This window comes from Comamonas terrigena NBRC 13299 (assembly GCF_006740045.1).
In the GTDB taxonomy this organism is placed as follows: Bacteria; Pseudomonadota; Gammaproteobacteria; order Burkholderiales; family Burkholderiaceae_C; genus Comamonas; species Comamonas terrigena.
Map to the genome: position 1 here is coordinate 2301026 of NZ_AP019749.1, position 13658 is coordinate 2314683.

Below are 13658 nucleotides of genomic sequence, written 5' to 3' on the forward strand. Positions count from 1 at the left end.
ATGGCCCAATGCTCCATGCTTCCCCATCGCCCTCCTCTTCATGCTTGGAGCCGTGGTGGCCGACTGCAACTCTTGATCTGCATGGTGGCTTATATCCTGGGCTTCGCCTGGTGGAGTCCGACCCGGGCGCAGAATGCGGCGCATCAGCGTCCGGACGTTCTGATATTGCTCTCCTACCATCCCGGGCACAGCTGGGAAGACCGAATCCTGGCAGGCATAAACGAATGGCAGGGCAATGGTGAATCCCGGCCCATTTTTCATACGGAATGGCTGGACAGCAAACGTCTTCCTGGCCCGGCCCAATATGACAATGTCCTGAATTACCTCACACAGAAGTACATCGACAAACGTTTCGATCTGGTGCTGACGGTTGACGACAATGCGCTCGCTTTCGTCGCGCGCAATCCCCAGATCTTCGGCAATCCCCCTGTTGTGTTCAGCGGGATCAATGGCAGTCCTGGCGATCTCATCGGCAACATGACCGAAGTGACGGGCATCCTTGAACGTTTTGATCTGTCACGCACGCTGCACACAGCACTGTCACTCCATCCCGGCACTCGGCGTCTTGTCTTCGTCACACCTGAAGATGATGTGGGCGTCAGCATGCGCAACGACATCAATACGGTGATGGCTCTGGAGCCCGCAGGCCCTATCGTGGAGCATTGGATAACGCCTGAGCTTCTGGCCATCAAAGACAGGCTGAAAGAAAAAACGCAGGAGACCTTGCTTTTTGTTTTGGGAGCGATTCCTGCCAGGAAAGGCTTCCCCCCGCTGGAGCCTGAAGAAGCCGTGTCTTTCGTGCGTGCTGCCACCGATTTGCCGGTCTACACCGATTTGGATACCTCGGTGGGAAAAGGTGCGGTCGGCGGATACATGGACAGCGGAATTGAAACCGGCCGACTGCAAGCAGCCATGGCGCAGAAGGTCTTGTCTGGCATTGCCCCTTCCCAGATACCGTACGTTCGAAAAACACCTTTGGCTCTGGTTTTCGATTACCTTGAATTGCAACGCCTGGGCCTGAGCAAACAGGATCTTCCCTCGGGCAGCACTTTCATCAATGAACCCGCTTCGATATTCGATTCAAAATATCGCAAGCCATTGATCATCTTCTCGGTCATCATTGCCACGCTGATCGCCTGTCTCGCCGCCCTGGTCATCCGAAGCCGGGTGCTGGCTGACCGTCAACGCGCCTTGCGCTACCAAGCCACGCACGACGACCTCACCGGACTGCCCAATCGCCACGAATTGCCGCAGTTATTCCGGCAATTCGACCGTACCGCCGAGCGTGAACCAGTCGCGCTGGTGATGCTCGGCCTGAACCGTTTCAAGCTCCTGAACAGCACCTACGGCCATGCTTTTGGCGACACCGTAGTGCGCGCGGTGGCGGATCGCTTGAAGGCCTGGTGCTCCAGGCATGAGGCCTTGTCGCGCTTCGGTGGCGACTCATTCGTCATCGTTTCACGCCTGGGTGACGATGGCGCATTGAATGACTTGTGCACACGTTGCGAGGACTTGTTCAGCACCCCCCTCAGTATCAACGGACAGCATATATCCGTTTCTGCTGCCTTTGGCATCAGCATTGCCAATCCGCCGCAGATCAACCTCGAAAATATGCTGCGCGAAGCAGATACGGCAATGTACGAGGCGAAGCGCAGCGGAAACACGCATGTGGTGACTTTTGACCGCTGCCTGTTCGAGCGTTCTGCACGCCAGTTCCAGATCGAATCGGCTCTTCCCGACGCCATCGCAAAGGGTGATATCGAAATCTATTACCAGCCGATAATAGATACGCAACGCGGTTGCATCGCCGGATTTGAAGCATTATCGCGCTGGAAACATCCTGAACTGGGGATGATTCCTCCCCCCGAATTCATACTTGCTGCCACAGATTCAGGCCATATCTCCAAGCTGACGCAATATGTGTTGCGCCAATCCTGTGAGGCCTTTCGCCCTCATCTCGCCAACCCTGAATGCCCCTACCTGGGCGTTAATATTTCGGTAAGTGATATCTATACGGGGGATCTGCCAAACCGCCTGGCTGAAATATTGAAAGAAACAGGCATGCCCGCCAGCCGTTTGATTCTGGAGGTGACGGAAGACATGCTGCTGCACGATGAAAATTCAGCGATCGAGGTATTGGCGCAAATCCGCTCCCAAGGCGTACGCATCGCCATCGACGACTTTGGTACCGGTTATTCATCGATGGGCTATCTTTCGAAATACCAGGTGCATCTCATCAAGATTGATCGTAGCTTTGTGCAGAATATCGCCACATCCTCTCAAGATCAGAAGATTGTGCGTGCCATTTCCTCCATGGCCAGAGACCTGGAGTTAAGCATCATTACCGAGGGTGTGGAAACCACCGAACAATCCGATCTGCTCCGGAAAATGGGGTGCCTGCTGCAGCAAGGTTATCTGTTTGGCAAGCCACAGCCGGCCGCACAATGGGCGGTGAACGCCAACCGGGCGCCTGCGGGCCGGGCCACCCAATCTGTGCACTGACCTGCCTGGAGCGTCGGTCTGTGCGACATTGGCCTCAAGTCCTCCATGTCCATGGCCACACCTGGCATCGCATGGTGCATGGCCGCCGCCGCAGCAGCAAGACCGGCAAGTGCGCACGGATCATATTTCTTGCTGATTGGCCCTGAAACCTAGAACATCACCCGATAGCATATCGCATTGATTTTTTGCGAAATATTCAAACTGTTCAAGATTGTTTATGTCTTTTATCAAGACCTCCACCTTGAGCATTTTCGCAAGCGCCATGATATTGGAGAATATAAGCTGGTCTGTTTTGTTATGAAAAATAGACTCTATAAACTCCCCGCCAATGGTGATCCTGTCCACCGGGACTTCTTTCAGTCTGTGAAGCGACGAATATTCGGTCCCAAAATTGTTGACTGAAATTTTCACGCCCATGCTGCGCAAGGCTTTGATGCCATTGATCAGCGTGCAATCTATTCTGGGTAAGCTGGCGATTTCATCCACCTCCAGGTATAGTTTGGAAGTGTCAATTTGGCTTTTATTCAGAATGCGTCTCAGAAAATCTATTCCGTAATTTCTGATGACCGCATCAAGATGGAATGCAATGCTCAGCTTCCAGTCCTGCTTCTCTTCTTCTTTTTCCCAGCGAGAAATCTGACTGCATGCCTCAGCAAAGGACCAGGCGCTCTCCAATGCAGATGAGGTGCCGCTGGCTGGCGGAATGAGTAAGTCCTTCACGGAGTTGATGATTCGATTGCATCTGGCGTGGTGCAATTCGGCGGCCATTCCAGTTATGCAGAACCTGCTGTCAACCATGGGTTGAAAATTGAAAAACAATTCTTCTTTATTTATTCTGGAACACTGCCTCTCTTTCGCTGCAAGCACTTCTCTTTTCATCATAAAAACAAATTTTTATTCCGCGCAGAATTGTTATAAATACATTCCAAACTGAGATATTGCCCTGTGGGGTGGTCCAGACTGATAATTTTATATATTTTTTACAATATCCCATTTTGGGATTTGTTAGAATTTGTTTGAAAATTCAGTTATCTTAAAATTTGCAATGACCACCATTGAATCTCTTGCATGTGGATCGCGAAAAAAAGCTTCGTAGTGTATTGCGTGAAGCAAGAGAGCGCCAAAGACTGTCGCAGAAACAACTTGCGGACCGATTGTATAAACCACAGTCTTTTATTTCAAAAATAGAGTCCGGAGAGAGAAACCTGAATGTCGTGGAGTTCCTGGAGCTATGCGATGCAATGAATGTGGATGCGGTTGAAATCATCAGCGAAGTGCGAGAAGCCAAAGATTTGATCTTTCCATGGAAAGAAAAGATCAATTACTATTGAGCGCATCCATGCAAAGCTTCGTTTGTTATATGGAATATATCCCTATAAAATTTCAGATTAATTCAAAAAAACAGGGAAACCAGAGTTAGGTTCAATAACAGTAGCCTGTTCCGCTGCGGCCCTGTGTTGCCACAGCATTCGGAAGGCTGGCGTCTTCTGGATGTGACGCATGCCACGGTGCGGGCGGCTTTTCCCAGAAAATTCTTCCGCAAGCGCACTCTTGCGGCAGCTGCCCTCTCCGGGTATGCATGGCGTGAAGGCGCATGCGGTGGCAAGACATGGTTTTCAGGGCCTAAACCATGGGCGGCTGCACGGCGCTTGGCAGCGCAATGCTTTGCCGCTTGCCGCTTGCCGCTTGCCGCTTCTTGCTGCTCAAGGCGCTTGCGCAATGTCCGCCCCACTTCCCTTCGTTATCCCACTCTTCATCGCACCAAACCAGCCGCGGCGCACCATGACGGCTGCAGCTTGGCCGAAGGGTGATCCAGGCTATGCCGCCTCGCCCTCCTCCCGAGCGCATGGCAGCACAGGACGGCAGCCACCCGGCCTGGCATCTCCATGCATGGAGAAGATGTCTGCTTCCCCAGGGCCGAAGCGTGACAAAGAAAAAAGCCTCTTGAACCGGAGTTCAAGAGGCTTGTGTTGGTGGGTGATACATGGATCGAACATGTGACCCCTGCCGTGTGAAGGCAGTGCTCTACCGCTGAGCTAATCACCCGGTGTGCAGACCCGTACAGGTCTGCACTGAAATTGTGGTGGGTGATACATGGATCGAACATGTGACCCCTGCCGTGTGAAGGCAGTGCTCTACCGCTGAGCTAATCACCCGATGTGCAGACCGGACAGATCTGCACTGAAATTGTGGTGGGTGATACATGGATCGAACATGTGACCCCTGCCGTGTGAAGGCAGTGCTCTACCGCTGAGCTAATCACCCCTTTCGTTCAGATTTACACAGTATTGTGCTGATCCGGCGAAGCTGAGATTCTAGCATCAAGTGCGCACCACTTTTGGAAAGTGCTCAGCTTTTTGCTAGCACCGCTGCCAGTCTGCATGTTTGTGCCCCGCGCATACTGCTGCCCGCACGGCGCAAGGAATCCAATGCTCCGGCGCCATGCATGGGGCAAGAGGAGGCGCCCATGGTGCGCATGCAGCGCACACCGAAAGGCCAAGGCGGCGGCGCCAACAAAAAAGCCTCCTGACCGAAGTCAGGAGGCTTATCGTATGGTCGGAATGGCGGGATTCGAACTCGCGACCCCTTGCACCCCATGCAAGTGCGCTACCAGGCTGCGCTACATTCCGAAGACTTGAATTATATACACATTTTTCGGCCTACAGCGCCAAAAGCGAACGAATCTGCAAAAGCTCGTGGCGGACCTGCTCCAAAGAGGCTGCTGTTGCCCCGCCCTCCTGGCGCAGCAGCTGATCCAGCAGCAGTTGGGTTTGCAGGTTGGCGTCAGCCGGCGCGGCCGCCACGGCATCCACCCGCCCGGATGTCGCCTCCTCGCCAGCGTGCGCACGCAGCTGGTTGCGTGCTCCCTGGATGGTGAACCCCTCGTCGTAGAGCAGATTGCGGATGCGGCGCACCATCAGCAGCTCGTGGTGCTGGTAGTAGCGGCGATTGCCACGCCGCTTCATGGGGCGCAGCTGCACAAACTCCTGCTCCCAGTAGCGCAGCACATGGGGCTTGACATCACACAACAGCGCAACTTCGCTGATCGTGAAATAACGTTTGGCAGGGATGGGAGGAAGGTTGGCCATAAACCGATGGTTGCGAACGCAGGCGTGCCAAACAAAACAAGCGCCCTAGCCTACCGCAGCTTGTGCAATAGACCAAGAGCGCTTGTACAAGGTACCGAGAGCTTTAGAGCTGAACTGGCGTGCCGCCGCCCTCTGCGCCCTGAATCTGTTCCTTGAGCTTGGAACTGGCGTGGAAGGTGACCACGCGGCGAGCGTCGATGGGAATCAGCTCGCCGGTGCGTGGATTGCGTCCCGGGCGCGGCGCCTTGGTGCGGATCTGGAAGTTGCCGAAACCCGACAGCTTCACATCATCGCCATCGACCAGACTTTTGGAGATCAGGTCGAAGAACGCATCCACCATTTCCTTGGATTCGCGCTTGTTCAAGCCGATCTGATCGAACAGCAGTTCGGCCAATTGCGCTTTGGTCAGGGCGGAGGACGCCTCTGCGCCATCATCTGCAAATTCGATCATTTCAGGCTCCTTGGGAAATGACGCGGCACATCAGCCGCGCAGGCGTGCAGCCACACGCTCCACCAGCGATGCAATCGCGCCCTGCATGGCGGCGTCGATTTCGACATCCGTCAGCGCTGCCTCGTCGCGGCCCAGCGTCAGGCGGATGGCCAGGCTCTTTTCGTCCTGGGCCAGGCTGCCCGGCGCAGCTTCTTCGCCGGCCTTGAGCTTCTTGGGGCGGAAGACGTCAAACAGCGCGGCCGAACGCAGGATACCGCCCTGCACCCCTTGCTGCACCGCTTCCATCACCTGGGCATGGGTTACCGCCTCCTTGACCACCACGGCAATGTCGCGCTCCACCGCCTGGTGCTTGGCCACTGGCTTGAACACCGGCACCTGGCGGGCCAGCACGGCATCCAGTTCCAGCTCGAACATCACCGGAGCCTGGGCCAGATCCCATTCCTGGCGCCATTTGGGGTGCAGCTCGCCGACAAAGCCGATGACCTTGCCATCCAGCAGCACGCGGGCGCAACGGCCAGGGTGCATGGCGGGATGTTCTGCAGGCTCGAACACCGGCTTGGCCGGAGCCAGCAGCGCTTCGACATCGCCCTTGACATCGTAGAAGTCAACCTTGGTCTCGGCCCTGCCCCATTGCAGCTGGTCGGCGGCACCATAGGCCAGCCCCGCCACACGCATGGGCTGGTAGAAGCCCTTGACGGTGGTGTCGGACTCGACCACGGATTCATCCTTGAAGAACACGCGACCCAGTTCGAACACGCGCACGCGCTGGGCCTTGCGGTCCACGTTGAACTTCAGCACCTGCAGCAGCGAACCCAGCAGCGACGAACGCATCACGCTCAAATGGCTGGCAATAGGGTTGAGCAGCTTGATGGCATGGTGGTTGCCCGCCAGCTCCTGCTCCCACTTTTCTTCGACAAAGCTGAAGTTGATGGTCTCCTGGTAGCCCAGGCCAGCCAGTTCATGACGCACACCGAACGGGCTGCGCTGGTTTTCAGCGCGCAACTTGGGCGAGATGGGGGCCAGAGGCTTGGTGGTCGGCAGATTCTCGTAGCCGATCATGCGGGCCACTTCTTCGATCAGGTCCTCTTCCAGATTGATGTCGAAGCGGAAGGTCGGCGCCGTGACCGAGATCACCCCCTCGGATGCCAGCGTGGCGGGCAGGCCCAGGCCGTTCAGTGCATCCAGGCACTGCTGCTGGGTCACGGCCATGCCGATCACCTTGGCCGCACGGGCCACGCGCAGTTGCACGGGCTTGGGCTGGGGCATGTTGGGCTTTTGGTCGTCCATGGCCGCCACCTGCGTGTCAGGCGTACCGCAGATTTCCAGCACCAGCGCGGTGATGCGCTCGATATGCTCGATGGTGAACTCGGGGTCCACGCCGCGCTCGAAACGGTGGCCCGCGTCGGTCGAGAAATTGAAGTGGCGCGAGCGCCCGGCCACGGCCTTGGGGAACCAGAACGCAGCTTCGATGTAGATGTTCTTCGTGTCGTCCGATACGGCAGTGGCATCGCCACCCATGATGCCGGCCAGCGACTCCACTTCCTTGTCGTCGGCAATCACGCCCACCTGGATGAAGTCGTCGATCTGGATGGTGTTGCCGTTGAGCAGCTTGAGCGATTCGCCTTGCTTGCCCCAGCGCACGTTCAGACCACCGCTGATCTTGTCCAGGTCGAAAATGTGGGACGGACGGCCCAGCTCGAACATCACATAGTTGGAGATGTCCACCAGGGGCGAGACCGAGCGCTGGCCGCAGCGTGCCAGACGGTCCAGCATCCACTGGGGCGTCTTCACCTGGGTGTTGACGTTGCGCACGATACGGCCCGAGAAACGGCCGCACAGGTCGGTCGCTTCAATCTTGACGGGCAGCTTGTCTTGCGACGCCACGGCTGCAGCGGGGAAAGACAGCGGCTTCAAAGCTGCACCGGTCAATGCCGACAGCTCGCGGGCCACGCCGTATACCGACAGGCAGTGCGCCAGATTGGGCGTGAGCTTCAGCGTGAACAGCGTGTCGTCCAGGTTCAGGTACTCGCGCACATCCTGGCCCAGGGGCGCATCGGACGGAAACTCCAGCAAGCCGCTGGCATCTTCGTCAATGCCCAGCTCCTTGGCCGAGCACAGCATGCCAAAGCTCTGCACGCCGCGCAGCTTGCCGATCTTGATCTTGAAAGGCTTGCCGTCTTCACCCGGCGGCAGCTCGGCGCCCACAGTGGCGCAGGGAATGCGGATGCCCACGCGCGCATTGGGCGCACCGCAGACGATGTTCAGCAGCTCGGGGCCACCCACGTCCACCTGGCAGATGCGCAGGCGGTCGGCATCGGGATGCTGCACGGCTTCCTTGATTTCACCGACAACAATGCCGGTGAAAGGAGGCGCCACAGGATCCAGCTCTTCCACTTCCAGACCGGCCATGGTCAGGGTGTCGGCCAGTTGCTGGGTGGTCAGGTTGGGGTTGCAGTACTCGCGCAACCAGGATTCAGGAAATTGCATAGTCAGACTCTTTGGCGTTCATGCCGGCTGCACCGTAGCGGTCTGCAGCTGGCTGGGCATGCGTACTTTCAAAAGAAGCTGCGGCGCGGGATTCACAAGGACTTCGGCAAAACCATCTGAAGTGCCTGCAACCACAGCGCTGGCAGCCCGCTTCTTCAATTACTGAAACTGCGACAGGAAACGGATGTCGCCGTCGAAGAACAGGCGCAGGTCGTTCACGCCGTAACGCAGCATGGTCAGGCGGTCGGGGCCCATGCCAAAGGCAAAGCCGATGTGCTTTTCGGGATCCAGGCCCATGTTGCGCACCACGTTGGGGTGCACCTGGCCGGAGCCCGCCACTTCCAGCCATTTACCGGCCAGCGGGCCGCTCTGGAACTGGATGTCGATTTCAGCCGAAGGCTCGGTGAATGGGAAGAAGCTGGGGCGGAAACGCAGCACCAGATCATCCTGCTCAAAGAAGGTCTTGCAGAAGTCCGTGAACACGACCTTCAGGTCCTTGAAGCTCACGTTCTCGCCAATCCACAGGCCTTCGCACTGGTGGAACATGGGCGAGTGGGTGGCGTCCGAGTCCACACGGTAGGTGCGGCCGGGGGCAATCACGCGGATCTCGGGCATGGTCTGGCCGGCATCCAGCTGATTGCGGTATTTCTTAACATGCTGCACGGCATGGCGCACCTGCATGGGGCTGGTGTGCGTGCGCAGCAAGTTGGGTGCGTGTTGCGTGCCGCCTTCCACATAGAAGGTGTCATGCATGGAGCGCGCGGGGTGGTCTTCAGGCGTGTTCAGCGCCGTGAAATTGAACCAGTCGGATTCGATCTCGGGGCCCTGGGCCACATCAAAGCCCATGGAGCCAAAAATGCCCTCGATGCGCTCCAGGGTGATGGAGACAGGGTGCAGCCCTCCTGCGCCACGGCGGCGGCCGGGCAAGGTCACATCCAGCACTTCGGCCTTCAGGTGTGCTTCCAGCTCGGCATCGGCCAGGGCCTTGCGGCGCGCGGTCAGGGCCGCTTCGATCGCCTGCTTGGCCACGTTGATGGCAGCGCCGCGCGATTTTTTCTCTTCGACGGAAAGCTGCGCCATGCCCTTCATGAGCTCGGTCATCTTGCCCGACTTGCCCAGAAACTGCGCCTTGGCGTTTTCCAGATCAGCGGGGGTATGGGCCTGCGCAAACAGCTGCTGCGCGCTCTCGACCAGAGAATCCAACTCGTTCATATCGACTCTTTATCGACGTTTGAAAAACCTGCAAGCCCTGCCCTGCCGCACCGCTCCCACGGAGCGCGCCACATGCCAAAGCCCGGCGATAAAAAAACAAGGGCTAGTGCCTTTTCAAGCCCTAGCCCTTGCTGTTTGTGCATCAGTAGCTACTACGTGAGTAGCAACTACTGACCGTGATCTCAAGCAGCCAGCTTGGCCTTGACTTGGTTCACGATGGCGCTGAAAGCAGCCTTGTCGTGCACAGCGATATCGGCCAGCATCTTGCGGTCGATTTCGATGGCAGCCTTCTTCAGGCCGTTGGCGAATTGGCTGTAGGTCAGACCCAGTTCACGTGCAGCGGCGTTGATACGGGCGATCCACAGCTGACGGAACACGCGCTTCTTGTTACGACGGTCACGGTAAGCGTATTGACCGGCCTTCATCACCGCCTGCTTGGCGACGCGGAAGACATTACCGCGGCGGCCGCGGAAACCCTTAGCAAGGGTCAGAACTTTTTTGTGACGGGCACGGGCCGTTACACCACGTTTGACGCGAGGCATGTATTTTCTCCTAGTTCGTCAGTGAATTACAGACCAGCGCCAGGCAACATCTTTGCGATGGAGCCCATGTCGCCTTCATGCACGGAGGTAATGCCACGCAGGTGGCGCTTATTCTTCGTGGTCTTCTTGGTCAAGATGTGACGCTTGAAGGCTTGACCGCGCTTGACGGTACCACCGGGACGAACGCGAAAACGCTTCTTCGCGCTGCTCTTGGTTTTCATTTTGGGCATGTGAATGCTCCTGTTATTTGTGCTCGTGAGGCGGCTGCGCAACCAATACGCGGCACTTGTAGGCACACCGAGACACTTGTTTGCCCCATGTGACTGGGGCCGTGCCTCCCTGAGAAAGCACGATGCGATTGGCGCCCGAAAACGCCAATCGCATATTCTAACCCGATTCGCGGCAAATGCCTATGAATCAGGCGGCAGTCTTGCCTGCTTCTTCTGCCGGTGCTGCAGCGGGCTTGGCCACTGGAGCGGGCTTTTTGTTGCGCGCCGGAGCGATCATCATGATCATCTGGCGGCCTTCCAGCTTGGGGAACTGCTCCACCTGGATGGTGTCGGCCAGATCGTCACGCAGACGGTTCAGCAGATCCAGACCCAGTTGCTGGTGCGTGATTTCACGACCGCGGAAACGCAGCGTGATCTTGCACTTGTCGCCCTCGGCCAGGAAGCGGCGGATATTGCGCAACTTGATGTTGTAGTCGCCATCATCGGTACCAGGACGGAATTTGACTTCCTTGATTTCGATGACGGTTTGCTTCGCCTTGGCCTCGGCCGCGCGCTTTTGCTCTTGGTACTTGAACTTACCGTAGTCCACCAGGCGGCAGACAGGCGGGTTCGCAGTGGAGGCAATCTCCACCAGATCCACGTCCAAGTCGCCAGCCATGCGCAGCGCTTCCGCCAGGCTCACAACCCCGATGGGTTCGTTATCAGGACCGGACAGACGCACTTCAGGCGCCTGGATTTCACGGTTGAGACGGTGTTTGCGTTCCTCGCGGTGGCGACGATCACGAAATTCAGTAGCTATGGCTTTCACCCTAATTTCAAAACGCTACGAAAAGCGTAGCTGCTTGCGCGCAATTGACGCAGTCCAAAGCACAAATTGATGCTCAATCAGGCTTTGGAAGCGATGTCGTTGGCCAACAGTTCAATGAAGGCGTCGACGGACATCACACCCAGGTCCTTATTGCCCCGGGCGCGCACTGCGACAGTTCCTGCGGCCTTCTCCTTGTCGCCGGCGACAAGGATGTAAGGCAGCTTTTGCAACGAATGCTCGCGTATTTTATACGTGATCTTTTCATTGCGCAGGTCAGACACAATCTTAAGACTTTGATTCGGCAATGCTTTTTGCAGCTTTGCCACAACGTCTTGCACGTAGTCGGCCTGGGAGTCGGTGATGTTGAGCACGGCCACTTCCACGGGCGCCAGCCAAACCGGCAGCGCACCGGCGAATTGTTCGATCAAAATGCCGATGAAACGCTCCAGCGAACCGACGATTGCACGGTGCAGCATCACGGGGCGGTGACGGTTGCCATCTTCACCCACGTACTCGGCATCCAGACGCACGGGCATGGAGAAGTCCACCTGGATGGTGCCGCACTGCCACTGGCGACCCAGGGCATCCTTGAGTGTGTATTCGATCTTGGGGCCGTAGAAGGCGCCGTCGCCCACCGCGATCTGATACTCGCAACCCGAAGCCTTGAGCGAGTCGAACAGCGCTTTTTCCGCCTTGTCCCAGACTTCGTCCGAGCCAATCCGCGCTTCCGGACGGGTTGCGACCTTGTAGATGATGTCGGTGAAACCGAAGTCGGCGTAGACCTTTTGCAGCAGCTGCGTGAAGTCAAGCACTTCCTTCTGGATCTGGTCTTCGGTACAGAAGATGTGGCCATCGTCCTGGGTGAAGCCGCGCACGCGCATGATGCCGTGCAGACCGCCCGTGGGTTCGTTGCGGTGGCACTGACCGAATTCACCGTAGCGCAGCGGCAGGTCGCGGTAGCTCTTGATGCCTTGCTTGAAGATCAGGATATGGCCCGGGCAGTTCATGGGCTTCAGCGCGTAGTCGCGCTTTTCCGACTCCGTGATGAACATGTTGTCGCGGTACTTGTCCCAGTGACCGGTTTTTTCCCACAGGGTCTTGTCCAGAATCTGGGGGGCCTTCACTTCTTCGTAGCCGTTTTCACGGTAGACGCGGCGCATGTACTGCTCCACCTCCTGCCACACGCGCCAGCCCTTGGGGTGCCAGAACACGGTGCCGGGCGAGCATTCGTCGATGTGGAACAGGTCCAGCTCGCGACCCAGGCGACGGTGGTCGCGCTTCTCGGCTTCTTCGATGCGGGTGATGTAGGCCTGCAGATCCTTCTTGTCCGCCCAGGCCGTGCCATACACGCGCTGCAGCTGCTCGTTCTTGGCGTCGCCGCGCCAGTAGGCGCCAGCCAGCTTGGTCAGCTTGAAGACCTTCAGGAAGCGGGTATTGGGCACGTGGGGGCCACGGCACATGTCGACATATTCCTGGTGGTAGTACAGGCCCATGGCGGTTTCATTGGGCATGTCTTCGACCAGGCGCAGCTTGTAGTCTTCGCCGCGTTCCTGGAACACCTTGATGACTTCGGCGCGCGGAGTCATCTTCTTGACGACGTCGTAGTCCTGCGCAATCAGCTCCTTCATGCGAGCTTCGATGGCGGCCATGTCTTCGGGCGTGAACGGGCGCTCGTAGGAGATGTCGTAGTAAAAGCCCTCCTCGATCACCGGACCGATCACCATCTTGGCCGTGGGATACAGCTGCTTGACGGCGTGACCGACCAAGTGGGCGGTGGAGTGGCGAATGATCTCCACGCCTTCGTCGTCCTTGGGCGTGATGATCTGCAGCTTGGCGTCTTCGCTGATCAGATCGCAGGCGTCGACCAGACGGCCGTTGACGCGGCCGGCCACCGTGTTCTTGGCCAGACCGGCGCCGATGGACTGGGCCACCTGCATGACGGTGACCGGGCCGTCGAATTCACGTTGCGAACCGTCGGGAAGCGTAATTTTCAGCATGGAAATCCTTGGAAACCTAATGTGGGATACGGGGCCGCGGCCAGTGCTTTGAAAAGCAAAAAGCGCGGAACAGGTCCGCGCTTTGGATAAGAGGGAGAAAAGACTCCGGGCAGGCGCGAACTCGCAGCCTCAACGGCTGCACAACCTTTGCAAGGTACTCGTTCGCGGTGTCATAACCAGACTGCCTTTCTCGCTCTTGTAAATGGATACTGGCAACCATTTTAACGCCGTATGCACAAAAAAGCCCGAAGCAGCAGCGCTTCGGGCCGAAATGGGTGTCCTGGCGACGGTTTTTAGGCTGCCGCACAGGCCCCAGACAACAAGCTTCCGTCCGTTCTAC

At 57.5% G+C, this 13658-nt stretch carries 11 protein-coding genes and 4 tRNA genes; 2 read left to right on the forward strand and 13 right to left on the reverse strand.

Translation table 11 applies throughout. The features are described 5' to 3' along the window. The first annotated feature begins 81 nt into the window (after window positions 1-81). Window positions 82-2502 carry an EAL domain-containing protein gene (locus CT3_RS10430; RefSeq protein WP_282597784.1) on the forward strand — a complete coding sequence of 807 codons (2421 nt, stop codon included), beginning with the start codon at window positions 82-84 and terminating at the stop codon, window positions 2500-2502. 120 nt (window positions 2503-2622) lie between these two features. Here CT3_RS10430 and CT3_RS10435 read toward each other — a convergent pair whose 3' ends face one another. After that, window positions 2623-3384 (reverse strand): EAL domain-containing protein, encoded by a 762-nt coding sequence (locus CT3_RS10435; protein ID WP_083520317.1) that lies wholly within the window; start codon window positions 3382-3384, stop codon window positions 2623-2625. A gap of 188 nt (window positions 3385-3572) precedes the next feature. On the opposite strand from CT3_RS10435, the gene CT3_RS10440 reads away from it, so the two are divergent. After that, window positions 3573-3833 (forward strand): helix-turn-helix domain-containing protein, encoded by a 261-nt coding sequence (locus CT3_RS10440; protein ID WP_172591805.1) that lies wholly within the window; start codon window positions 3573-3575, stop codon window positions 3831-3833. Between the two features lie 640 nt (window positions 3834-4473). On the opposite strand, the gene CT3_RS10445 is transcribed toward CT3_RS10440, so the two are convergent. From CT3_RS10445 to thrS, 12 genes are all read right to left on the reverse strand, one after another. Then, window positions 4474-4548: transfer RNA gene (locus CT3_RS10445), tRNA-Val, on the reverse strand. Between the two features lie 35 nt (window positions 4549-4583). Then, window positions 4584-4658, reverse strand: a tRNA-Val gene (locus CT3_RS10450). A 34-nt stretch (window positions 4659-4692) separates the two neighbouring features. Further along, window positions 4693-4767, reverse strand: a tRNA-Val gene (locus CT3_RS10455). A gap of 288 nt (window positions 4768-5055) precedes the next feature. Beyond that, a tRNA-Pro gene (locus tag CT3_RS10460) sits at window positions 5056-5132 on the reverse strand. 30 nt (window positions 5133-5162) lie between these two features. Further along, the gene (locus CT3_RS10465; protein WP_066531811.1) at window positions 5163-5591 is read right to left on the reverse strand and encodes a MerR family transcriptional regulator; all 429 of its coding nucleotides are present in this window, start codon (window positions 5589-5591) and stop codon (window positions 5163-5165) included. Window positions 5592-5694: 103 nt separating this feature from the next. Further along, a complete protein-coding gene (locus CT3_RS10470; RefSeq protein ID WP_066531827.1) occupies window positions 5695-6042 on the reverse strand; it encodes an integration host factor subunit alpha in 348 nt (115 codons plus the stop codon). Between the two features lie 30 nt (window positions 6043-6072). Then, complete coding sequence (pheT, locus tag CT3_RS10475; protein ID WP_066531830.1) at window positions 6073-8529, reverse strand: phenylalanine--tRNA ligase subunit beta; 2457 nt, start codon at window positions 8527-8529, stop codon at window positions 6073-6075. 159 nt (window positions 8530-8688) lie between these two features. Then, window positions 8689-9741 carry a phenylalanine--tRNA ligase subunit alpha gene (gene pheS / locus CT3_RS10480; protein ID WP_066531832.1) on the reverse strand — a complete coding sequence of 351 codons (1053 nt, stop codon included), beginning with the start codon at window positions 9739-9741 and terminating at the stop codon, window positions 8689-8691. A 182-nt stretch (window positions 9742-9923) separates the two neighbouring features. Then, entirely contained in the window at window positions 9924-10283 is a 360-nt protein-coding gene (gene rplT, locus CT3_RS10485; RefSeq protein WP_066531841.1) for a 50S ribosomal protein L20, read from the reverse strand. A gap of 26 nt (window positions 10284-10309) precedes the next feature. Further along, on the reverse strand, window positions 10310-10513 hold the full coding sequence (gene rpmI / locus CT3_RS10490) for a 50S ribosomal protein L35 (RefSeq protein WP_066531848.1): 204 nt from the start codon (window positions 10511-10513) through the stop codon (window positions 10310-10312). A 187-nt stretch (window positions 10514-10700) separates the two neighbouring features. Beyond that, entirely contained in the window at window positions 10701-11321 is a 621-nt protein-coding gene (infC, locus tag CT3_RS10495) for a translation initiation factor IF-3 (protein ID WP_083520170.1), read from the reverse strand. 77 nt (window positions 11322-11398) lie between these two features. Further along, a complete protein-coding gene (gene thrS, locus CT3_RS10500) occupies window positions 11399-13318 on the reverse strand; it encodes a threonine--tRNA ligase (RefSeq protein ID WP_066531855.1) in 1920 nt (639 codons plus the stop codon). Between the last annotated feature and the right edge of the window lie 340 nt (window positions 13319-13658).

What these genes read in the sequence shown, in the direction of transcription:
- CT3_RS10430 (WP_282597784.1), top strand. Translation starts at nt 82, where the DNA reads ATGGTGGCTTATATCCTGGGCTTCGCCTGGTGGAGTCCGACCCGGGCG.
- CT3_RS10435 (WP_083520317.1), bottom strand. Translation starts at nt 3,384, where the DNA reads ATGATGAAAAGAGAAGTGCTTGCAGCGAAAGAGAGGCAGTGTTCCAGA.
- CT3_RS10465 (WP_066531811.1), bottom strand. Translation starts at nt 5,591, where the DNA reads ATGGCCAACCTTCCTCCCATCCCTGCCAAACGTTATTTCACGATCAGC.
- CT3_RS10470 (WP_066531827.1), bottom strand. Translation starts at nt 6,042, where the DNA reads ATGATCGAATTTGCAGATGATGGCGCAGAGGCGTCCTCCGCCCTGACC.
- pheT (WP_066531830.1), bottom strand. Translation starts at nt 8,529, where the DNA reads ATGCAATTTCCTGAATCCTGGTTGCGCGAGTACTGCAACCCCAACCTG.
- pheS (WP_066531832.1), bottom strand. Translation starts at nt 9,741, where the DNA reads ATGAACGAGTTGGATTCTCTGGTCGAGAGCGCGCAGCAGCTGTTTGCG.
- rplT (WP_066531841.1), bottom strand. Translation starts at nt 10,283, where the DNA reads ATGCCTCGCGTCAAACGTGGTGTAACGGCCCGTGCCCGTCACAAAAAA.
- rpmI (WP_066531848.1), bottom strand. Translation starts at nt 10,513, where the DNA reads ATGCCCAAAATGAAAACCAAGAGCAGCGCGAAGAAGCGTTTTCGCGTT.
- thrS (WP_066531855.1), bottom strand. Translation starts at nt 13,318, where the DNA reads ATGCTGAAAATTACGCTTCCCGACGGTTCGCAACGTGAATTCGACGGC.